The 22,187-nt window shown below is 47.0% G+C and carries 18 protein-coding genes; 4 read left to right on the forward strand and 14 right to left on the reverse strand.

Annotation, left to right across the window (positions count from 1 at the left end; all coding sequences use genetic code 11):
* Positions 1–83: 83 nt before the first annotated feature.
* The 4 genes from GRF59_RS04695 to GRF59_RS04710 form a co-directional block, all read right to left on the reverse strand.
* Complete coding sequence (locus tag GRF59_RS04695; RefSeq protein ID WP_237391627.1) at positions 84–2,174, reverse strand: discoidin domain-containing protein; 2,091 nt, start codon at positions 2,172–2,174, stop codon at positions 84–86.
* Between the two features lie 117 nt (positions 2,175–2,291).
* Complete coding sequence (locus GRF59_RS04700; RefSeq protein ID WP_160496479.1) at positions 2,292–3,386, reverse strand: peptidylprolyl isomerase; 1,095 nt, start codon at positions 3,384–3,386, stop codon at positions 2,292–2,294.
* Positions 3,387–3,665: 279 nt separating this feature from the next.
* Complete coding sequence (locus GRF59_RS04705; protein ID WP_160496480.1) at positions 3,666–4,160, reverse strand: PepSY domain-containing protein; 495 nt, start codon at positions 4,158–4,160, stop codon at positions 3,666–3,668.
* Between the two features lie 114 nt (positions 4,161–4,274).
* Positions 4,275–6,056, reverse strand: a complete 1,782-nt coding sequence (locus GRF59_RS04710) for an SgrR family transcriptional regulator (protein ID WP_160496481.1) — start codon at positions 6,054–6,056, stop codon at positions 4,275–4,277.
* A 118-nt stretch (positions 6,057–6,174) separates the two neighbouring features.
* On the opposite strand from GRF59_RS04710, the gene GRF59_RS04715 reads away from it, so the two are divergent.
* Positions 6,175–7,401: an MFS transporter gene (locus GRF59_RS04715; RefSeq protein WP_160496482.1), complete on the forward strand. Its 1,227-nt coding sequence runs from the start codon at positions 6,175–6,177 to the stop codon at positions 7,399–7,401.
* A gap of 254 nt (positions 7,402–7,655) precedes the next feature.
* Positions 7,656–8,366: a G1 family glutamic endopeptidase gene (locus tag GRF59_RS04720; protein ID WP_160496483.1), complete on the forward strand. Its 711-nt coding sequence runs from the start codon at positions 7,656–7,658 to the stop codon at positions 8,364–8,366.
* A 158-nt stretch (positions 8,367–8,524) separates the two neighbouring features.
* On the opposite strand, the gene GRF59_RS04725 is transcribed toward GRF59_RS04720, so the two are convergent.
* The 5 genes from GRF59_RS04725 to GRF59_RS04745 form a co-directional block, all read right to left on the reverse strand.
* Positions 8,525–10,114, reverse strand: a complete 1,590-nt coding sequence (locus tag GRF59_RS04725) for a response regulator transcription factor (protein WP_160496484.1) — start codon at positions 10,112–10,114, stop codon at positions 8,525–8,527.
* Positions 10,115–10,251: 137 nt separating this feature from the next.
* A complete protein-coding gene (locus tag GRF59_RS04730; RefSeq protein ID WP_202128492.1) occupies positions 10,252–11,997 on the reverse strand; it encodes a sensor histidine kinase in 1,746 nt (581 codons plus the stop codon).
* A gap of 166 nt (positions 11,998–12,163) precedes the next feature.
* Positions 12,164–13,675 (reverse strand): ABC transporter substrate-binding protein, encoded by a 1,512-nt coding sequence (locus tag GRF59_RS04735; protein ID WP_160496485.1) that lies wholly within the window; start codon positions 13,673–13,675, stop codon positions 12,164–12,166.
* Between the two features lie 91 nt (positions 13,676–13,766).
* Positions 13,767–14,663 carry a carbohydrate ABC transporter permease gene (locus GRF59_RS04740; protein WP_160496486.1) on the reverse strand — a complete coding sequence of 299 codons (897 nt, stop codon included), beginning with the start codon at positions 14,661–14,663 and terminating at the stop codon, positions 13,767–13,769.
* A 21-nt stretch (positions 14,664–14,684) separates the two neighbouring features.
* Complete coding sequence (locus GRF59_RS04745) at positions 14,685–15,581, reverse strand: ABC transporter permease (RefSeq protein ID WP_341480005.1); 897 nt, start codon at positions 15,579–15,581, stop codon at positions 14,685–14,687.
* A 337-nt stretch (positions 15,582–15,918) separates the two neighbouring features.
* Here GRF59_RS04745 and GRF59_RS04750 point away from each other — a divergent pair, with 337 nt between their 5' ends.
* Positions 15,919–16,749, forward strand: coding sequence for an alkaline phosphatase family protein (locus GRF59_RS04750; protein ID WP_160496488.1), 831 nt, complete (start codon positions 15,919–15,921; stop codon positions 16,747–16,749).
* Between the two features lie 7 nt (positions 16,750–16,756).
* Positions 16,757–17,710 carry a metallophosphoesterase family protein gene (locus tag GRF59_RS04755; RefSeq protein WP_202128493.1) on the forward strand — a complete coding sequence of 318 codons (954 nt, stop codon included), beginning with the start codon at positions 16,757–16,759 and terminating at the stop codon, positions 17,708–17,710.
* 21 nt (positions 17,711–17,731) lie between these two features.
* Here GRF59_RS04755 and GRF59_RS04760 read toward each other — a convergent pair whose 3' ends face one another.
* The 5 genes from GRF59_RS04760 to GRF59_RS04780 form a co-directional block, all read right to left on the reverse strand.
* Positions 17,732–18,196 carry a GNAT family N-acetyltransferase gene (locus GRF59_RS04760; protein WP_160496490.1) on the reverse strand — a complete coding sequence of 155 codons (465 nt, stop codon included), beginning with the start codon at positions 18,194–18,196 and terminating at the stop codon, positions 17,732–17,734.
* A 107-nt stretch (positions 18,197–18,303) separates the two neighbouring features.
* Entirely contained in the window at positions 18,304–19,056 is a 753-nt protein-coding gene (locus GRF59_RS04765) for an SDR family NAD(P)-dependent oxidoreductase (RefSeq protein ID WP_160496491.1), read from the reverse strand.
* Between the two features lie 39 nt (positions 19,057–19,095).
* A complete protein-coding gene (locus tag GRF59_RS04770; RefSeq protein WP_160496492.1) occupies positions 19,096–19,545 on the reverse strand; it encodes a MarR family winged helix-turn-helix transcriptional regulator in 450 nt (149 codons plus the stop codon).
* A gap of 250 nt (positions 19,546–19,795) precedes the next feature.
* Positions 19,796–21,187, reverse strand: a complete 1,392-nt coding sequence (locus tag GRF59_RS04775) for an MATE family efflux transporter (RefSeq protein ID WP_160496493.1) — start codon at positions 21,185–21,187, stop codon at positions 19,796–19,798.
* 260 nt (positions 21,188–21,447) lie between these two features.
* On the reverse strand, positions 21,448–22,158 hold the full coding sequence (locus tag GRF59_RS04780) for a DUF981 family protein (RefSeq protein ID WP_160496494.1): 711 nt from the start codon (positions 22,156–22,158) through the stop codon (positions 21,448–21,450).
* Positions 22,159–22,187 lie beyond the last annotated feature (29 nt).

Consider the following 22,187-nt stretch of genomic DNA (forward strand, 5'->3'; position numbering starts at 1 on the left):
CATCCCTATGGGAGATTCCTTTTTTGTTCAGGGCGCAAGGAAGCAGGAATTCTTACCACTATCTTCCTATGAACACTGACAAATTAGTGTTTGTCGTACATTTCCAGCTCGTTGATCGCAAAGTTGCCCCATTTCAGGTTCGCTCCATTGATTTTGAGCCTGAACTTCGCGGCGGTCGTCCGGTCAAAATCTATCGTTTGCGCCTCATTCGTCTGGTCCCCATACTTCCATGTCCACTGTATGCCGGTCTTTAAAGGAGTCCAGTCGGTACCATTAAAATACTCCAAATCAAGTTTCGTTACGCCTTGTCCGGTGCCAAATCGAGTGATTATTTTCAACTGATTGACGGTTGCGGTCTTCGAGCCAAAATCAATTGTAATATAGTTCGGGAAGGTAACTCCCTTATCCACGCTGGACCATGCCTTATCGTAAGAACCATCGGTGAGACCCTTGACGGAACTGCCCGACAATGTTGCGACAGAAGCCGTTAGGGTAGCTAATGGAGCCAGATTCCCCGGATCTGGACCGGGAGGCTTAGGCATTGGCGTGACCGTGGCCGGCGTATATACGATCGGAGTTTTACCCGACGCCGGAGGTACCGTTCCCTGATACTCAAACGCGCCAATATCCGGATCTCCGTTATACAGCGGATTACCGAAATAATCCCGTCCTCCATTATCGGCAATCGGAACACCTGCTCCGATCAACACAGAATCACTTTGAAGCTGGTATCCGTTCACCGTATTCATACCCGTTCCACCGCTGCCCGGGTTTACCAGCTTCGGATTGGCCGTGATCTTGTGCGCATCAGAGCTGACGAGCGTTTTGCCGCCGAAATAGGCGTTATTATCAAAGGTTTGTCCCGTTAGGGTCCAGCCCTTATCCCCTACGCTGTAATAGACATTATTATAGTTTTTGATATTTTTCGGACTACCCGAGGATTTCGTGAAGTAATCGCTCATCACCGGGTTACCGGAGGCTGCACCGACATAAATGGTATTGTTGTAATTGAGTACCGTATCAATCGATCCGCTGTAGCGGAAGATACGTGCCTTGTCATTTTGGCTGATGTTGTATCTGACGATCGTATTGATCGTGCTATACGTATCATTGACATACAACATGAATCCCCCGGCATTATCATGGCTGTAGTTATACTGTACAAGGGAGCCCAGGTTGCCTGCATCCACGTCAAAGCCCGTGCCGTCCTCGGAACCGTTTTTGCTGGCAAACGATTCATTGTACTGCACGACGTTATTGTCGGCATAAGCCCACCAGATGGACGCATTTGTCGCCAAATATGTAGCCTCTTGAACCGTATTGTGTTCAACCACCGCGCCATCCGTTACATTCCAAGCAATGCCGCCCGTAGCCGCTCTGACAACGGTATTGTTCGAGATCTTCACCTGGGTAGACGGTGTCCAGGCCCCGTAAGGCTTCGGCACCCATTCCCACAAATCCCCCATGCCATAACGAAGAATGCAGTTCGAGCTGATATAAATCCCGTAGGCATCTACATCGGTTAATGTATTGCCATCAATAAGCACATCATGAAATGCACTTGGCACCCAGGAACCCACCGAGTCGAAAATAATTCCTCCCGACCTTGTCGTATACACTCCATCAACGTCATGAATGTTCAGGTTCTTGATATAAATATGATTCAAAATACCGCTTTCTTCATTCAGGATGTAGACACCTCGGCGTTCTCCCCGAGCGCCCTTCCAGTCTCTTGAAAAAGGCTCCGATGACGGGTTCGTCACTTCCAGATTGTTGATTTCCCAGTACTGCTGGTTTTTCAGAAATACCGTTTGCAGCTCTGACGTGACTCCGGCGATCAAAGGCTTGTTTCCGCTTCCATACTTGTCAATGATGATAGGGCTTCCATCGGATCCGGAACCCTTCGGCCACAACTGTCCCTGCCATGAACCTCCTGCCTTGAACAAAATGTGGTCACCGGGCTCAAAGGTCGTCGCATTCACCTTCGTCAGTGACTTCCATGCCTCATTCTGATTCGTTCCTGCATTACTGTCGTTACCGCTGACATTATCCACGTAATACGTTGTCCCGCTAGCCGTATCGGCTTTCACGAGCGAAGCATTGACCCCTATTCCCGTGATCAAAACGATGGCCGTCAACATGCTGATTGCTTTTCTCGCTGTCCTTTTAAACATGAGCCTTGTCCTCCCTCTATCGAATGTTGGACGGATGCAGGTTTTACCCCGATCTGTCCTATGTAATAGCCTCACAAACATGTTGTGAAGCGTTTACAAAAAATATCGGGCAACTCTCTACTCTTCGACTTTCCAGGACTGATATAGCGATTCATCGACATTGACCTGGGCTTCATCTAGCTTGATTTGAATCATATTCTCATATTCGCGATCGATATAATCTTTGAGAACCTGATCCGCGATCTCTTCAAAAGGGACGAAGGCCGATCCGGGATCGGTTTTATCCGTGCATCTCAGCAAGTACAGACTTCCATTTTCTTCTACGATATCGCTTGTTTCCCCGATGTTCATCTTGGCCGCAGCACGTGCAACAGGACTTCTGGAATTATTCCGATCATTGCCGAGATTAATCACAAGCTCATCTTCGGTTTTTCGATCCGAATAGGTCTTGGCAGTATCCGCAAAAGAAGCCCCTGATTCCAGCATTGCAGCTGCCTCTTTTAACTGTTTTCCAGCACGTTCCTTTTTCACGGGGTCAACCTGATGATTGGCATCCAAAAATGAAACCGCCATCGTGAATAGCTTTATGTCACCCGGCGTCTGGTAAAGATCATGTTTATGCTTTTCATAGAATGCTTTCAGCGCAAGTTCGTCAGGTTTTAAGTGCTCATCCAGCTGTATCTTTTGCTTAACGGCCGTTGCGGCGTTGGTCAGGATATATTGCAAATAAGTATCCTCGTTATATTGAAGCGGCCCGTAGATGACCTGATGATTCGCCGCCGCTTTCATTCTTCTGGCATTTTCCTGCTCGAGCTGCTTCAAAAATCCCTGATAGCTGATATCGTTGATAACCCCTTGCTCCATGGCAATCCACTCCGTAACTTTGATCCGTAGGCTGTCATCAAGCGCTCTTTTCTTCAGCAGATCCTGTGGTACTTCCCCTTCAAAAGAGCTTGTCCAGAAACCAGGTATCTGCTCAGCGCTATATTTGTCATGGAAGTAGCTCAAAACACCGGATTTGTTCCTTTGTACCGATTTCTCGAACTCCGGCATCGTGACGGGTATGCCGCCGACAGTGGCCATTACTTTATAATCGTGTTCATCTGCCAAAAGTTTGTCCTTCGCAAACGCGACCGAAGCGCAAACCGAGAGTACGAAAAGGCCGGCAACAGCCCATTTGGATTTTACATGCTTTCGTCCAGCTTGTTTCATGAACGTGCATCACCTCCTGAACAGATGTATGGATGGGAGTATTCATTTGGGTTGTTGATCAAATTGTAGCCTCGACGGCGGAGCCAAACAATTTCAAATCATTTACTTTGACTTTCAATTTCTTTACATGTTTATACGAAAAAAGGACCGTCCCTTAATAAGGGAGGCCCGTTTGCATCGGTATGACGAATATTCATTGTGTAATCCGTCATGACGTTTATGTTATAAAATATGACAGCATCCTGTGTATATTTCATCGAACTATATAAGAATGTCCAATCACTCCCCGGGATGTATGATCGTCATCTGCTGATTCGGTCTGTTATCGCGTTTTCTTTTCTTACGGTTAGCCCCCCAGATGATAAAGGACATGATAATGCCGGTTCCGGTTAACAGGAACATGCCTATGCCGCTGATGAGGCCGACTATCCCTTCATGCAGACTCCGGACTTTCGAGCTAAAAGAACTGCCGCCTGCACGATCCGGAAACGCTCCTGCTCCATTAAAGCGGTTCATTCCCGATCCGCCGCTATTTCCGTTACCGAATCCCCTGTCAGTGGATTGTCCGCTTGCATCATTCTGCTGACCATTCTGTAAGGTAGATTTCTGGTTGGCAAAAGCCTGTGAATTTCCGATCATCCTGAAATTCCTCTCCATTCCTGTTCTACGATCTCCCTGGTCCAAATACATGATGATGCCGGTTGTTGATTCGATCAACAAAAACACGGTTGCGATAATTCCGATCCACATATGAATCTTTCGGATTCTTTTCATGATTAGCCCTCTCCTTAGCCCGGATAGAATAACCTGCTTGTGCTTATTATGGAGAGTATCCCTTAATGTTCTATTAAAGAAAGGTTAATTTTAGATTTAATTCACAAAGATATTTTAGTATCGTTTGATCCATACATCCTTGTAATTGATTTTCCCCCAGGCATTCAGCGTAATACCGCTTAGTGATGGGTCATGCCCTACGGTTTGACGGCTGTGATACATAAACAAAACCGCGCTTCGCTGTTTCAACTCTTCCTCGATCCGTTCCAGAACACTTCTTCTGGCGCATGGATCAGGTTCCGCCAAAGCTTCTTCGATAATACTGTCTACCCTGTTTCTGCTTAGTTCATCCAAGTGATTACGGATATAACCATCATCGGACAGATACATACTGATCAAATCAACCGTAGGCTCTTCGCCGAGTACCTCACCGGCAAACAGCATATCGGATGCCCGGATGACTTCCTTTGTGGTCAGTTCCCGAATGGGCAAGATATGAATTTGAATATTCACGCCAATCTCAGCGCACTTGCTCTTCATCCATGCCGCATCTTCTTCGTTGCTCTTAAGTTCATATGTGTATAACGACAGACATTCACCGTTGTAGTCCGATGCGTCAATCCATTCCCTGGCCAATTGTACATCACTGCTTCTCCCGTAAGAGGCATCATGGTTACGCGGGTTAAATCCGGAGGCGGGTTGTTCCCTCCGTCCGCCTAGATCTTCAATCATCTGCTCACGATTCAGCGCCAGATGTATGGCTTGCCGCAAACGGATATCCTGCAGCGGTCCTTTTTTTCTGGTATTGAACGTCAGAACGGAACTTCCATCCTCAAGCTGTGTTAGCACTCTGGCCGGAATGTCCTTCTCCGACGCATCAAAATATTGCAGCCTGGCTTCCTTCACAACCGATGTATTGGAAATCAGATGCTCTTTGTAATCAGGCCACACCCATATTTCAATGCGATCCATCATGGGACGTCCTCCATAATATCGCTCATGCGCCTCCAGAGCCAAAATCGTTTCATTGTTTTCCTTCATTAGAAAAGGTCCCGACCCGATCGGATGCTGCCGGAAATCCTGTTCCAGAGAAATCTGCTCCAAGTCTTCCGGCACGATGGAGAAGCGTTCAGAAGCAATAATATGCAAAAATAGCGAATTGGGCTTTGTCAGACGAAAACGAAGTGTATAGCCATCGATCACCTCAATGTCTCCAATATTCCGCATGACCCAATCCGGGTGCTCAAGCGCCCCGATGCGCCGGAATGTAAATGCGACATCGGCCGCATTCAATTCTCTTCCATGATGAAACCGTACTCCTTTGCGCAGATATAAAGTCCAGACGATACAATCCTCATCATGCTCCCAATGATGGGCTATTCCTGAACGGATGACTTGGTTAACAGGATCATACACAACAAGCGTATCAAATATCTGACGAATCAGGTGTGCTTCCGTTCGGCGAATTACATGCAGCGGGTCCAAATCCAGCACGGGCCTGTAAAAAGGGAATCTAAGAATATCTTTTTCATCCAAAGTCTTCATTGCACCAAATTGCTCGGTAAGCCAGCCGGAAAATAGCGGCTCAAGCGGGCTTAAGTGAAGGAGTTCATAAGCTTCTCCTATTTGTCCGCGTAATGCCTGTTCCTTGGCTCTGTTCATCAGAATCTGATCCCTGTTTTGCTTAAGCACCAGATTGGAAGTGTTGCCCCGTCCTAAACCGCTATTCCATTCAATATAACCTTGTTTTTGCATCTTCCGGATCAATAACTGCGCATTTCGCCTTGTGCAATCCAGAATCTGCGTTAATTCATCCATCGTAACATGTATTGCATTGTTCTTGTTTGCATCTGCAAAATGTCCGCTGAGCTTCAAATAGTAGTGAACGATATCCATGGATAGACTCCTTGTGAATAAAAGGTGTAAATCTATTATTGATGTTTCGCTTTTTCCTTCATCTTTTCTAAAAGTATAATTTCTATTGCTTACAGCGTAAAGAGGAGGAAAAAAATCCATGCTTGACTTCAAAGATGGTTCACTACAAAAAAAGTCCGTTCTGCGAAACAAAAGCTTTCTTATTCTGCTGGTCACAGGCGGAGTGATGGCCTTAGGGAACAAAATATACGAGCTTGCTCTTCCGCTGATCCTGTATGATCTGACGAAATCGTCTGTCATCATGTCCACCATGCGTGGCATTGAATTTCTGCCCAATCTGTTTCTCGCGATGTTCATTGGTGTTCTGGTCGACCGTTCTCATAAGAAGACGTGGTCTCTGGTTTCCATCCTGATGCAGGTGGTGGTCCTGCTTGTTTTATATGTCTCGCTGGAAATGGGGTATTCGTCAGCTCCGCTTTTTTACATTGCCGGTTTTCTGCTAATGACGTTTGGCTATGCTTATTCCAATGCCAGGGTAGCCATGGTAAAACAATCGCTCCCGGGCGAAATGCTAACATCTGCCAATGTCTCCTATAACTTCGCTGTTACCTTGATCGGAATTTTAGGTCCTGCACTTAGCGGTCTGCTTCTTATTTTGCCGAATATGCATGTAGCGCTGCTGCTGACAGCCATCGCTTTTATGCTGGCCTGGATTACGCTTACAGGTGTGAAGACGGAGGAAACGCATGTCAAAGATTCGGGTAAGGACTTCTGGAGGGAACTTCACGAGGGCTGGCGTGAACTCAGGTCAAACCGGCTGCTATCTACCATTACGGTTGTCGTTATTTTCCTGAACAGCTCTGCCGGGATGATTGATGCGACGCTCATATTCTACGCTAAGGACAGCCTGAAGCTTACGAATGCACAGCTAGGTTTGGTATTATCTGCGGCAGGAATAGGTGGACTTGCCGGCAGTATGCTCATCGGCTTATTGCGGCGTTATTACAAAGTCGGGCAAATCATATCCTGGACAGTATTAGGTCTCGGTTTAACCAGTGTTATCTTCTACTTTTCCCATACCATATGGATGTTGTTTGGAGGCCTGTTGTTGTACGGCGTGTTCGAAACGATTAATACGGTTAGTATCTGGACATTCCGGCAGGAATCCACGCCTCATGATCTCATTGGCAGAGTCAGCGGTATCACTGGCTCGCTTTTCAAACTGGGTTTGCCATTTGCCATCATGGCTTCCGGCTGGATCGTCAAGCTAGCAAGCCCGCAGCTTGTTTTCCTGATTGCGTTTGGAATAAATATGTTGATTTTTGGTGGATGCATGATGAGCTCTTTAAATAGGAAACGTATCTAAACTGAAAAAACATATAAGCAGCTCGGCCATTCCGCCTTGATGTCTTGATCATTCTTACTCCAGAAATCAGACTAACTTGACTTTCGATTCTATCTTGGCAAAGGATTCATCATCATTAAATCACAAGGGAGGCATACGGCTTAGTGACGGATTTGAATCTTATAAAAACAAGCTTTTAATAACCTTCATCTCCCCACTCACTCCATCTACCATCACCATATGATAGTTTAACAACTTTATAGGTGGTGGAATATATGTACAAATCTCATAGAGTGTGCTTAATAGATAGGTCAGGCAAACCGCGGTTAAGCAGCTTGGGCTGGATCTCGGCCAACTGGAGCGGCTATACGATTTCCGGCAGCCCCAAATCCTTTCGGCGTATATCTGCGAACTGGACCGTCCCGTTCGTACGGCCAAGTTCGACACCATCCTATTCGTCGGCTTGGATCGGGATTGACGGCTTCGGGAACAGCAATCTGATCCAAACCGGTACAGGTCATGATTTCGTGAATGGCAAAGCACATTATTACGCCTGGTGGGAAATTCTTCCGAGCGTTATGACGCTGATTCCCCTGCCCGTTCATCCTGGCGACCGTATGCAAGCGGTCATTTCCAAGTGTACGGGAAAGACTTGGCTTATCTATTTGCGCAATGTGAGCCAAAACTGGACGTTTCGAACCACCAAACGATATAACGGTCCACAAGCCTCCGCAGAATGGATTGTCGAAGCACCTCAAGTGGGCGCTTTTATCTCTAAAATGGCCCGCATATCTTCGGTGTCGTTTACTCGCTGCCGCATCAACGGTCAGAGCCCCAAGCTCACTACCGATCAGCGCGGCATCATGCTTCAGAATGGCGTCGTTACCACCATTCCAGGAGATCCTAATCGGTCAGGCGATGCCTTTGTGGTCAAACATACCCGATGGCAGGCCAGAGAAAGCCATCGGGTGCACAAAAGGCTATAACTTCGATGTCCGTATTTGCGATATAAAAGTAATGGATCTCTGCATGGTAAGTACATGATACGAGGTGTGAAATGATCTTCTGGGTATTCGAAACGACGAACCCGTCTTTTGGAGAACAAAAAGAGCCTGCATACACGCTATATGCAGGCTCTTCATATTCAACCCGATTGCTGCCGGAACTGCTGCGGTGAAGCATGATACACCTTTCTGAACATTTTCGAGAAATACGAAAAGTTATGATAACCAAAGGTTTTGGCTACATCCGAGATCGGTATGGTCGAGCTGGTAATCAGATCCTTGGCGAGCGACATCCGGACATGCAATATGTAATCTGTAATCGATTCCCCTACTTCGCGTTTGAACAAGCGAGACAGATATGCAGGGTTAAGATGTACATAACTCGCAAGTTGTTCTCGGGTGATCGGCTCGCTTAAGTGCTCCGTAATATAATACTGAATCCGCTGGATTACCGAGTGATTCTGATGAAGTTGATCATGTATCACCCGAATGACTTGTAGAATGGAGGATTCCAGCTGTTCCAAATTCCGGGGCTGGGCGTGCAGAAGAATCCCCTCTTGATCCTGAAATAACTCGAAAGCAGAGAGTCCGTTTTTATGCAAAATATAATGCACCATCTGCATAAACTCGTGACGGAACCCTTCAAGTTCGCTGACCGACAGCCTTGGACTTCGCCCAAGTTCCGCTATCCGGGAGCAAACCTCCTGCTGAAGTTCTTTCTGCTTCCCTTGTTCCATAAGAATCGTCCAGGTGGAAATCCGCGGAATCATGGCCTTGATGGAAGGCGTTCCAAGTGATGCCAGAGTATACACCTGATTAGATTTATTTAAGTTGTTGTATTCAATTTCAAGCAGTTGTTGATAGGTATGGGCAATATCATACAACGTAGAATTTTTGCCGATGTAGCAAGAGATGTTGCACCCGAAATATTTGTGGCAGCCTTGAATGTACTTTTCGCAGCGCGCTCGCAGGTCCTCCTCATCTTCGTCCTCTTCCCCGGCATGGAGCGTTATAACGACATTCACGCCCTGCTTGGTTTGAATGACTTCTCCTTTTCCCGATGGCAGCAGCATTTCGGACGCGGCTTTGCGGATGGCATATTCCATCATCTCTTCATCCTTCGTACTAAATTCGCGCGTCCAGGATTCCACACTGACCAGAACGGGCATGAATACCGCTTCTTGAAGACCCGGCAGCTCATGTTCCTCAAGTATGCCTGCGATGTTATCCGGAGAGCACACGATTCTGCCGGAGAACAGATCATTCCAGAATTTATCCGTAATGAGTGACTTCTTTTTACGCCATATGTCGTAGTAGGGCTTATACTCTTCCCGAAGAAGATGCATTTCCCTTTCCTGTTTAATGGACTTTAAAGCTTTCGCAATCGTCTCTTGAAGCACATCGAATTCAATGGGTTTGAGCAGATAATCGAACCCGTCCAGCTGGATGGCTCTTTTCATGAAATCGAAAGCCGAGTGGGCCGTCAGGAAAATCGTCTCCGTGTCGGGGGAAATCTCATTCACCCGCTCGAGCAGCTCAATCCCCGTTCCTTTGGGCATTTCAATATCACAGATCATGATATCGATTGGCGTCCGCTCGAACACCTGCAGCGCATCCCGCATATTAAAAGCCTCGTACACTTCGGATACCTGCAAATCCTGCCATTTCACGCCGCTTTTGATCCCCATTACTGCATAAATTTCATCATCGACTATCAGTACCCTATACATGAGACTAAGACTCCCCCTATTCAGTATCAAAAGAAGAACGTCTATCGACGTATTTTCACAGAAGCAGACCATGTTTTCCCGGATGTTTTTCTCCGTTATCAGAATGTGAATCTTCGAAGCTATACGTTCTGATCGTCTCAAAAGGAAGTAAACTGCTCTACCGTTCGGAAAGGAAGTACGATACGAATTCTGGCTCCAGCATCCGGTGCGTTATCGAACGCCAAAGAGGTCTTTTGCCCGAAAATATGCTTCAGCCGGTATTGGACATTGGCGATGCCTAAATGCTCTCCCTTCTGATTCTCCATAAAACAACCGGCTTGCAGCTGTTCAAGCACGTTGCTCGGGAAGCCGTTTCCGTTATCCCAAATAACGATTTCCATCTGACCGTCTACCAGGAGTTCGATATGGATGGAGATGTGAAAAGGATGGTCCATGAAATCGAAACCATATTTGATCGCATTTTCGATAAAGGGCTGTATTAATAGCGGCGGAATCGCTGCCTTTTCCGCGCCGTCGGTAATATGAATATCATAGGTGACTCGCTCCGGAAAACGCACCTGCTGGATTTTAATGTAACTCTCCATATGCTCCATTTCTTCCGCAATCGTCACAGCTATTTGGTTCGTTTTGGTTGTGAAACGGAAGTATTTCACGAGATTCATGCACATCAGCTGAATGACGCTATAATTCTTGATTTCAGCCAGGTTATATACGATATTAATCGAGTTCAGCAGAAAATGGGGATTGATCTGGAGCTGCAAATGCTTTAGCTCGGCCTTATGTGCCTTGATTTGTTCCTCGTAGACGCTTATCTTCAGCTCATGAATTTCGGAAGCCATGCTGTTAAAGGTTTCATCGATGATCGCGAATTCCTTGGATTTGGAAGGCTGAAGCCGAGTATTCCAATCCCCGTGCTTTATTCTTCGCATTCCGCGAACCAGGTTGTTCATGGGCTTTAGAAAAATATCATTCAGATATACCAGGTAAATCATCAGAATGATCAGCGCAGCAATCGATATCAGGATTATCCCCCGCCGAAAATGATATAAATTCTTCAGCATCTGGGATTCCGGAACAAACGCGCTTAGGATCACGTCCGTCCCCTGAATCTGATTCATCACCACGATATATTTCCGTTCATTTTTCTTCACAACCTGATATACTTCATTGGATTCGGAAGCAAGAGAGGTATTCAGGCGTTGGGGGCCGATTGCTGCCGTGTTGGTAATTAACTCACCCTGTTTGCCCACGAAACTTGCAAAACCGTCTTCCAGATGGATCAAATCGAGCGGAATCATCAGGTTTTCCAATTCCACGAAGGCTCCAAGATAGAAATCATCGCCGGTGTCCACCAGTCGGATTAACGCATATTTGTGCGGACTGTACTCGATCGCCTTCCATTCCCGAAAATAAACGCTGTCCGGCCGAACCTCTTTCACCAACTTTTCGATCGTCGTTTTAATCGATTGCAGTTCTTCATAAGATTGGGTTTTGATCGGTGTATTGAATAGATCCTGCTTCTGTACCGAGTAGATGAATTGAAGATCGACGCTGTTGTCGAACCTGTGATATCGCGTGAGCGTGTTCAGAATTCTTGACTTGGCCAAATAGTACTCATCCGGATCGTTCAGAAGCTGCGAAAGGGCAGCGATATTCGGATCTTCCACGGCGATGTTGTACAGAAAATTCGTTTCCTTGTTCAGGGCCGCTTCGATCTGATGCGAGTATAGGATCATCGAATTTTTGTTCGAATCCGCCACCTGTTCACGAATCGTATTGGAAGCGTAGTAATTGTTGTACAGCAGCAGACCGACCAGTGGAACCGCAATCGTGAAGAAACCGATAATCAGCTTGAAGCGAAGCGAATGTTTAATATTCAACATAATCAGAAACGACCCCGGCTTTTTATAAAAGTTGGTATGAACTCATCATGATTCATAGATTCATCCTCACTAAGAGTATAGTGACATACAGAAAAAAAGGGAATCCCTTACATGGGACGCATATCAAAAGTCCCTGTTCGGATATTCCCCCTGTTCCTATCGCATGTTATTTACCCTGAGACTGCGTCCACTCGGCCAACTGCTTATCGACTTCAGCTTTGACTTTATCGAAGCCTGCAGCCTTCCGTTTTTCCTTCCACTTGGCAATGATCTTCTCCGGATCTACCGCGCCGGATCTCAGGGACGCGCCAAATTCCTTCTCCACATTCGCAATGGAGGCCATTTCCGACTTCACAGGCTCTTGATTGAAGGCAAATCCAAGAGCGATGGAATGCTCGGCTCTTTCATTGAATTTCTTGAACTCTTCCCATTTATTCGGATCTTCATTCGCCCACAGATAGGAATTGAATTGATTGCCGAACATCCATCCGCCCGGATTCGGATACGTTTGCGTGTCCGCGTTCATCCCTTCCGGAAAATCAATGACGTTATCGGATTTCTTCACATAATGCTTGCCCTCAATGCCCCAGTCGAGCATATTCAAGAGCTTCGGATCGCTGTATAACAAGTTCAGGAACATCATGGCTCTTGCAGGATCTTTGGATGTACGCGAAATGCCGAGCATGGCGCCTTGTGCATCACCTGTTGTCGTGAAAGGTTCTGCCGTTTCAACCTGTACGACTTCAACGCCTGAGCTCAGACTCATTTCCTTGTCTTTTCCCGGTTTCAGAGACTGGGCAACTGCGAAGGCTTTGCCTGCCTTGATCATATTCATGCCTTGGTCGGCGTCCGAAGTCAGGACATCCTTGTCAAACCAACCGTTCTGATTCCACTGATGCATGCGTTTGTAGAATTCGATGAATTTCGGATCCTCCAGCGTATCAATGGCTTTAACCTCTGTGGTTCCGCGCGGAATGGACAGATTCGCAACAATGCCATCGTAATTGGAAGCTTCCCAAATGTTCGTGAATTTACTCGAAACGATCGGCGTAACTCCAGGCTCATTGTCCTTGATCGTCTTGAACATCGCTTCGAGGTCATCAAGGGTCTTCACGCCATTCGTATCGAACTTGTATTTGTCCACCAGTTTCTTATCCAGCAGGAAGCCGAATCCTTGTCCGAACTCTTTCTTGGTAGGAAGTGCGAATAACTTGCCTCCAATTCTGGAACCCTTGATGAAATCCTCCCCGAGGATACCCGGAATATCTTTACCGTATTGCGCCATTAAGTCATCAAGCTCCAGATATTGTCCCTTCGCTGAATCTTTCGGATAGGAGAACCAGCTGGCTGTAAACATCAGATCGAACGGCTCATTCGAAATTTTCATTAGATTGGTTTTATCGTCCCAAGATGCCCATTCGATCGGCTTAAGTTCGATAGTGGCGTTGATTTTTTCGGTCAGGTATTTGCTCATTTCATCCTGCACCAGCTGCAAATCCTTAGGGGCTGTCGCCGGATATACCATCGTGATCTTATAAGGCTTCAGAGAGGAATCGGAATTCCCTCCGCTTTCGGTTGGTTTGTCTGACGCGGTTCCCGGATCTCCCTTGCCGCATCCCGTTAATGCCAGCATTCCGCATAACATGATCATGAGTACCAGATGATAGGATTTTTTCATATGATTGTCGTTCTCCTCTCGATTATCAACTTCGTAATTCGGAGCATGCTTTCCCCTGTATGCCCCACCTCCCTTAAGAGCGTTGTGAACTCTATCCTTTCACTGCGCCGCTAGTAATCCCGCTGATGTAATACTTTTGGAAGAACGGGTAGGCGAACAATAAAGGGGCAATGCCGACGATTGCCAGCGCCATACGTACGGTTTCACGCGGCATTTTGGCGAGCAGATCTCCGACTTGGGCCGAGCTGTTGGATTTCATTAACAGATATTGAATATTCGTCAGCGTCTTGGTCATCAGATACTGAATGTTGTACAGTTCGGGCTTGTCGATAAACAGCATGCAGTTATACCAATCATTCCAGTAAGAGAGCGTGTTGAACAGTCCAATCGTAGCCATAATCGGTAGAGACAAGGGTACAACGATACTGAAGAAAATCTTGAGCTCGCTTGCCCCGTCGATCGTTGCGGACTCAACCACCGATTCCGGAATTGATGAGGCGAAAAAGCTGCGCATCAGCAGTACGTTAAACGCGCTTAACAACAGATTGGGAATGATCATTGCTAAAATCGTGTTTTTCAGATCAAACATATTCACATAAGTGATATACCAGGGAACCATTCCTCCGCCAAACAGCATGGTGAAAAAGATATAAAAGGAAATCGTGCGGCGGAATGGCAGATCCGGCCGGGATAGCGGGTAAGCAAAAAGTGCCGTGATCAAAAGGCTTATAACCGTACCTACCAGGGTTGTCAGTATGGTTACCCCGTACGCTTTGGCAATCTCTGAAAAATCGTTGAATAAGAATTGATAGGCTGCAAAGCTGATATGGCTTGGAAACAAGGAGTACCCGTTTTGAAGGATCGAATCCTCACTGGATATGGACACCATGAACACCAGAATGAACGGAATCAAGGATGCAATCGTAAATGCCCAGAAGAAAATGTGAATCAAAGATGGACCAATCCACTTTTTAAAGTTGAATGTCATGAACATTGTACCTCCTCTCTGTTAAAATAAAGCATCTCGTTTATTAATTCGTCTGACAGCCGCATTCGCAACCAAAATGAGCACGAAGCAGACAACGGATTGATAGAATCCGGCCGCTGTCGACATGCCGATATCGCCTGACTGAACCATGGCACGGTATACAAACGTATCGATCGTATTCGTCGTCGGAATCAGTGCACCGGTGTTCATGGGTACCTGATAGAACAACCCGAAGTCCGACCGGAGAATCCCGCTGACCGCAAGCAATGTCATCGTGGTGATAATCGGCAGGATTAACGGAATGGTGATCCGGGTCATCTGCTTCCACTTGCTCGCGCCGTCGATCGTGGCGGCTTCATAGTATTCTTTGTCGATACCTATAATCGAAGCAAAATAAATGATGGACAGATAGCCGACGTTTTTCCATGCATTCACGATGACCAGGATGTATGGCCAATATTTCGGGTCGCTGTACCAGGAGATCGCCTCGGAACCGAACCATTTGATTAACAGCCTGTTCACCAAACCGCTGTCCACATTAAGGAAGCTGTAAACCAGATAAGCAACAACAACCATTGAGATGATGTGTGGAAGCAGGAACGTGCTTTGATAAAAACGGCTGATGACTTTATCCTTGATCTCGTTGATCAGCAACGCGACAAACACGGATAAAACCAGGTTCAGCACAATAAAAACGAAATTGTACAGGAACGTATTTCGGGTAATTATGAATGCATCCTGAGAGTTGAACAAAAACTTAAAGTTGTCCAGACCGGCCCAAGCGCTTCCCCATATGCCATCGACGTAATTATAATTTTTGAATGCCAATATCACGCCGTACATCGGGATGTAGTTGTTGATGAATAAATAGACGATTCCCGGTAATGTCATCAGCAGCAACCATCTATACTTTTTCATACTCTTCCACAATTGCGACTTCTCCTTCATGTTCCAGCCCCTTCGCATCAAGTCATGTAAACCTTTACATTCCAATTCTATAATGCCGTCAATCCGGCAAACCACTATCATCATGACTTTCTAGTACCACGATCGTGACTTTTTGGAAGCTCTTTACTCATAGATATTGACAGCAATGGCCAGAGTCTTTATGCTAGGGGGCGTAATAACGCTTTAATATAAAATGAGCAGACAAACAAGCTAAACGCTTCATTCAGCTGCTAAGCCCAAGGGTTTAATCGAGCAGGCTTCCGTTCATTTTATATAGACCAAACTGCCAATGGGAGGCTTTCAAATTATGAGCAATGTGAATCAAATTGAGCGCGTGTTTATACTGGGGATGGATGGCGCGGGAAATTTCATCCAAAACACCGCGACTCCGAATATCGATGCATTTTTGGCACAAGGTGCTGTAACGTATACAGCGCAAGCACAATCTCCTACGATAAGCGCCGAATGCTGGGGATCTGTACTTCACGGGGTAGTTCCCGGGAAACATCAATTAAATAATGAGGTTGCAGCCTCTGAGATATTTCCTTCAGATTCACCCTATCCTTCCATTTTCCGTTTGGTCCGCGAAGCATTACCGGGGGCAAAGCTCGCAGCCTTCTCTAGCTGGACGCCGATTAACAGCGGAATTATTGAAGAAGGCTTGGATATACATAAAGAATCGCTGCCGGACGCTGAACTCGTGGGCGCGATTCAGTCCTATCTGGAGCATAACCGCGATGTGAAGCTGTTGTTCATGCAGCTGGATGAACCGGATGGCTCAGGACATAAATACGGCTACGGGCCGGATTCGCCAGAATATCTGAACGCCATTTCCACAAATGACGAATTATTCGGACTCGTACTCGGTTCGATCGAGAAGCTCGGCTTGCTGGAGAACAGCCTTGTGGTTCTGTTAACGGATCATGGCGGCGGCGGGGATAACAAATATAGCCACGGAAGCGATCATCCGATGGATAAGAATGTGTTCTGGGGCTGCGTAGGTCCTGGCGTTGAAGCTGGTACGGCTTTGCCGGAGCTCTTCATTGTGGATACTGCAGCGGTTGCCATGCAAGCACTGGGGCTGAAACAGCCGGAAGATTGGGATGCCAAAGTGCCAGTCGGATTGTTTGGAGCGTGAGTCGCAATTGAGGAAGACATTGCATTTTAATAGAAATGGCAAGTTCAAGATCGTCCAGTTTACGGATACTGAATTTTGTACTCCCGATGATGAAGAGTTACAAATGAAGGCTATGATGAGGAGGATATTGGAGGCGGAGCAGCCGGACCTCGTGGTATACACGGGAGATGTCATCTCAAGCAACAAAAGCCCGAATCCGATTCAGGCCTTTAAGGACGCTGTATCCGTGCCGGAAGACATGCAAATCCCATGGGCTGCCGTATTCGGGAATCATGATTCGGAAGCCGCAGACATGACGCGCGAACAGCTGCATAATCTTCAGTTAGCACATCGATTCTGTTATGCGCAACCCGACCCGCCAAACGTGCAGGGTGCTGGAAACTATGCGCTTGAGATTCTGGATGAGCAGCAGCAGCCTGCGGCCGCTCTTTATTTTCTGGATTCGGGAAGTTATTCGCCGCTAGAGCATCTGCGCGTGGGCTTCTATGACTGGATTCGCCGCAGTCAAATCGCATGGTATACGGATACTTCCTATCGGTTGACAGCAAGGAATGGAGGTGCTCCTCTCCCTTCGCTGGGCTTCTTCCATATCCCGCTGCCGGAATACAACGATATCTGGGATTTCTCTGTTTGTTATGGACAGAAACTCGACAAGTATTGCTGTGCGCCATGGATCAACACCGGCTTCTTCGCGGCGATGATGGAGATGGGAGATATCATGGGTACCTTCGTAGGGCACGATCACGGCAATGACTTCTGGGGTACGCTGCACGGAATCCGTCTCTGTTACGGACGTACCACCCGCAATGCTTACTTGGATCAACCGTTCCCTACCGGTGCAAGAGTCATTCAATTGACCGAAGGACTGCGAAGCTTCGATACATGGCTGCATCTGGAAGACGGATCCGTCATTCATGAACAGCCTGCGCATCAGCCAGAGGGTAGACGCTTGCAAACCTAAAGGTCTCTTGCAATGCTCGGGTCATATGAATGCGTCTAAATGGAGCTCCATGACCTGTCCATGCACTTCGCCTTCGTCATCGATTCGTCCATTCAGATGAAATCCCATAGACTCATACAATTTTTGCGCGTGCGCATTTTCAGGGTGAATGCTCAGGTAGATTTTCACACAATCATACTGCTGCTCGATATAGCGGATCACCAGCAGCAGAAAGCGCTTGGCATATCCTTTCCCTTGGAATCGCCGGTCAATCATAAAGCGATCCAGCCACGTGCTTTGATCCTGGCTGTCGGGCCAACCGTACATGGCAAAACCGATAAGCGTCTCATTGTCGTACATGCCGACGGATACGGCATTCTTCTCGTAAAAACATTCGGCCATTGAAAAGGCATTACTCTCTATAAAATGCTGCTGCTCTTCGGAAACGGATAAAGCAGCGGCGGCGCGCCAATTCTCTGAAGTAATTTCACGGATGTGCAGGCTCATCATTTCACTCTTTTCTGTTTTGGATTATTGCAATGGAAGAAATAGCCATGGAACTCTGCCGTTTGGCATCGTCCATGGCTATTGAACATTTATTTATCTTGCTGAAATCAGTTGAAAATTTCTCCTCCAGCGCAGTTCACAATGGTTCCTGTTAGCATAGCGGCACCAGTTGTCAGCGAGAAAATAACAGTCTCGGCAATATCTTGCGGAGTAGCTGCAATGTTAGGACCGGTGGAAGCCGCAAGCTGCGCTCCACGTTCCTGGGTCAGCGTTTGCACCGCTTTATTGGCAATGCCTGTCTTCATGGAGTTCGGTGCCACACCTACGCAGTAGATGTTCTGATTCTGGTAATCCTGGCCGATGGATTTGGTCAATGCAGCAAGTCCGTGCTTCGTCGCAGAATACAAGCCGTTAAACGCGGTCGGTTTAAAGCTGTTGGAAGAGACGGTGTTGACGATGCTCCCGCCGCCATTTTCAAGCATTACCGGAATCACGTGCTTAAGGCCCAGGAATGCACCCTTCAGGTTTACGTTCATCACACGATCATACTCTTCGATGCTGTACTCATGCAGAAGACGCAGGGAAACCATCATGCCCGCATTATTCACGAAATAGTGAATCGTGCCGAAAGTATCAACGGCCTGCTTCACGTAGTTTTGCACATCTGCTTCGTTCGATACATCCGCCTTGACGAAAATAGCCTCAGCTCCTTTTTCTTTAACGAGCGATAAGGTTTCTGCTCCCGCTTCCTCGTTAAAATCCACTAGGACCAGTTTGTGTCCAAGCGCTGCAAGCTTAATGGCTGTCTCTCTTCCAAGTCCCGTTGCCGTACCCGTAATGAGCGTGACTTTGTTTTCCATCCCGTATGCCCTCTTTTCAAGAATATGATGATGTTTGGATTAGGGACGTTGCGCGGCTGAATCCAGCATCTGCTTCAGCTTGCGCAAGACGTGAATGAATTGATCGAGCTCATCCTCGTTGAGCGTTTCCTTGACCATACTGTTAATATAGCCATACAAAACGTTGTACGCCTCATCGACAATACTCTTCCCCTCTGGAGTAATGGTAATGACGGAGATGCGGTTATCATGCTCCAAACGCACGACTCTTACCAACCCTTTGTCGGTCAGCTTTTTCAATCGGTTGGATATGGCGCTCTTATGCACCTGAAGCATGTCCGCCAACTGGCCTGCCGTCAAAGCTCCGAGCTGATCCACCAGCTTCATGAGCCGCAACTGCTGCGGAGAATATTCCTTCCAGATCGAATGGTCCATGTATTTGATCATTTGCTCCGCGCCGCGCATCATCACTTCCTCGAAGAGATCCGCTGATTCGCTGAATTTATCCATCTAAGCACCTCTAATCCGAATATTAGTTTACCCCCTAAACTTTAGCGAGTCAAACCTTGTATTTACTACATTTCTATGTACAAGCAGGATGAATTTTGATGATCGTAACGATCCACATACAAGCAGTTTTGATTTTACACCATCCCTAGGACAGAATGAAACCAGCAGATTGAAAGCTGATAGCTGTGATGATACGTCAACGAGATCGCAATAAAAAAAGCCCGAATCTTCGGGCCTTTTCCTAAACCTTCTATGTGGCAATGTTCTCCGTTGAATCCAATGTTTTCGAATCCGTGTTAAACGTCCGAATCCATTTGAAACGGTTAACTTTGACGAGTGCGACGAAGCATTTGAGGATCTGGTCGCATTTCAAACATATGAATGTCAACAGCGGTGACAAATCAAACACGAAAGCGCATATCGCCGAAGCAGGCAGCACCACGAGCCACATGAATATAAAATCATTATAGAGCACGAATTTCGTGTCTCCCCCGCTGCGCACAATGCCGGTTAACGCGGGCATCTGGTATGCCGTCCCTACCACGGTGATCGATAAGACGGTCATGAACTGGACTGCCAATGCCTTGGCTTCCTCGGAGATGGTATACAGCCCCGTCACGTAATCCTTCGTAATAAAGAGTACCAGGCCCGTGGCCAAACCAATGCACAGATATAACATCTGCATCGTTTTACTGTAAGTGATGATTTTGGAGACATGCCCTTCCCCGATCGTTTTGCCGATGACAACGGCTGTAGCGCTGGCAGAAGCATACGTAATCACGGTAACGAGCTGGAAAACGGTTGTAGCTACGCTATTCGCAGCAATGGCCGATTCGCCCATATGACCCAAAATAGCGGATTGGGCACCCATCGCGCAAGCCCATAACGCATTCGCCATCAAAATCGGAGATCCGATGCGTAAGTACTGTCTGAATAACTCCTTATCCACCTGGAAGAAATCCTTCAATTTGAGCATAAGCCTGCGGTCGAAACGTTTAATGAAGATGATGACTATAACGGTTTCGATTATTCTCGCCGCGAGTGTCGCTGTCGCCGAGCCGCTAACCCCCATTCTCGGTAAACCGAAGTGGCCGTATATGAGTACATAATTCAAGCAAACATTGATGATCAAGGTCGATAAAGATACGATGAATCCAATGCGAACAATTTCAACGCTGCGAAGGGATGCCAGCAGCACATTCGTAATGGCGAAAAACACATACGAGAAGCAAATGATTCTTAAATACTTTGCACCCTCCTGTATCACTCCATGCTCATTCGTAAACAGCGACATGCAGCCTTCCGGAAAAACAAACACGATTATCCACATGACTACGCTGACGAGCAGCGCGATCCGCATCCCGATACTTGCAGCCTTTTTCACGGATTCCAAATTCTTGGCCCCCCAGCTTCTTGAGGACAAGATGACGAGCCCTTCCGCCGCACCCATCACGAGCATTTGCAGAATAAACTGGATCTGGTTTGCAAGTGCAACCCCCGACAAAGCCGATTGACTGTAACCACCCAACATCAAATTGTCGGATAAATTCACGCCGAGCGTAATGATATTTTGCAGGGCGATCAGCAAGGTTAGCCTGAAAAAGTTCTTGTAAAACGAGGTCTCCCTCACCCATAAGCTCATAGCATTCCTTCTTCTCTCTTTAGTATGATTTCGCCTGATGCTGCAATCAAGTTCTGTGTCCTTATGTATATTCGCAGTAAGCTTTTAACAGCATACCATATTCAGATCACGCGAGTGACCCCGATATCCAAGCGAAATGCACAAAAAAATTCGAAAAAAAATACAGATTTCGTGTCTGCAGACGATCTCAAAAAAAGCCATGAAGCGAAGGTTAGTTCGCTTCATGGCTTTCGGATTATGCCATCTAAGTTCGCCGGCGATTACATGGTGTGAATGATCAAACCAATGTGCGTAAAGTAGTTCAATGCACCAAACAGCAAGAAGGCGATTCCGGCGATCAACCAGCAAATTCTCATAATGCCTGCCACGATTACGTTGCCTTTGGCGAGTGAAAACGGCAGCAATATAGCTCCAATGCCCGTAAGGGCGTACAAACCGGAAATAAACGTCGCTTCCAGAAGCGGATAATCCGCAAACCGCCCTGAAATGGGCTCTTCCGGGGGTGCAGCAAACAATTCAAAATACATCCCGGCAATGGCAATCGATATCAGGGCCAATCCCATCGCCCCGGCAAAGTAAGTAATCGGTTGAATCATTTTTTTCATGTGTTCCAGCTCTTGCTTCGTTCCCGCAGCTGGCTCCAACTCCCCTCCCTTACCGGATTTCGAACGCCGCCATAACAAGATCGCCCCAGCCAACAGCAGCACTCCGAATCCGAGCGATGGTTCGCCGAATATAATGTCATCAAAAGGAAAGCCGACCTTGGACAGGGGCCATGTCAATGTCATAGCTCCTCCAAGCAGCGTAAGTATGAAACCCGGTACAGCAAATCCCATGGACCAGCCTTCGTAGCTGACATGCTTTCCATGACTGAGAAGCGATCCGAACCGCAGCAGCATGAGCAGTGCCACACCTGTGGCTACGGACATCAGCGTGTTGTACATTTGCGTTGAAGCCCAATCAATATGCATGTTCATCATCCTTTGCAAGTTTGCATGAA

The sequence above is a fragment of the Paenibacillus dendrobii genome, assembly GCF_009807035.1.
GTDB classification, from domain to species: domain Bacteria; phylum Bacillota; class Bacilli; order Paenibacillales; family Paenibacillaceae; genus Paenibacillus_AQ; species Paenibacillus_AQ dendrobii.

Coding starts and splice junctions, on each gene's coding strand:
- GRF59_RS04715 (WP_160496482.1), top strand. CDS start 6,175: ATGCTTGACTTCAAAGATGGTTCACTACAAAAAAAGTCCGTTCTGCGA.
- GRF59_RS04725 (WP_160496484.1), bottom strand. CDS start 10,114: ATGTATAGGGTACTGATAGTCGATGATGAAATTTATGCAGTAATGGGG.
- GRF59_RS04750 (WP_160496488.1), top strand. CDS start 15,919: ATGAGCAATGTGAATCAAATTGAGCGCGTGTTTATACTGGGGATGGAT.
- GRF59_RS04740 (WP_160496486.1), bottom strand. CDS start 14,663: ATGACATTCAACTTTAAAAAGTGGATTGGTCCATCTTTGATTCACATT.
- GRF59_RS04770 (WP_160496492.1), bottom strand. CDS start 19,545: ATGGATAAATTCAGCGAATCAGCGGATCTCTTCGAGGAAGTGATGATG.
- GRF59_RS04695 (WP_237391627.1), bottom strand. CDS start 2,174: ATGTTTAAAAGGACAGCGAGAAAAGCAATCAGCATGTTGACGGCCATC.
- GRF59_RS04765 (WP_160496491.1), bottom strand. CDS start 19,056: ATGGAAAACAAAGTCACGCTCATTACGGGTACGGCAACGGGACTTGGA.
- GRF59_RS04720 (WP_160496483.1), top strand. CDS start 7,656: ATGTACAAATCTCATAGAGTGTGCTTAATAGATAGGTCAGGCAAACCG.
- GRF59_RS04775 (WP_160496493.1), bottom strand. CDS start 21,187: ATGAGCTTATGGGTGAGGGAGACCTCGTTTTACAAGAACTTTTTCAGG.
- GRF59_RS04745 (WP_341480005.1), bottom strand. CDS start 15,581: ATGAAAAAGTATAGATGGTTGCTGCTGATGACATTACCGGGAATCGTC.
- GRF59_RS04710 (WP_160496481.1), bottom strand. CDS start 6,056: ATGGATATCGTTCACTACTATTTGAAGCTCAGCGGACATTTTGCAGAT.
- GRF59_RS04735 (WP_160496485.1), bottom strand. CDS start 13,675: ATGAAAAAATCCTATCATCTGGTACTCATGATCATGTTATGCGGAATG.
- GRF59_RS04705 (WP_160496480.1), bottom strand. CDS start 4,160: ATGAAAAGAATCCGAAAGATTCATATGTGGATCGGAATTATCGCAACC.
- GRF59_RS04700 (WP_160496479.1), bottom strand. CDS start 3,386: ATGAAACAAGCTGGACGAAAGCATGTAAAATCCAAATGGGCTGTTGCC.
- GRF59_RS04760 (WP_160496490.1), bottom strand. CDS start 18,196: ATGAGCCTGCACATCCGTGAAATTACTTCAGAGAATTGGCGCGCCGCC.
- GRF59_RS04730 (WP_202128492.1), bottom strand. CDS start 11,997: ATGTTGAATATTAAACATTCGCTTCGCTTCAAGCTGATTATCGGTTTC.
- GRF59_RS04780 (WP_160496494.1), bottom strand. CDS start 22,158: ATGCATATTGATTGGGCTTCAACGCAAATGTACAACACGCTGATGTCC.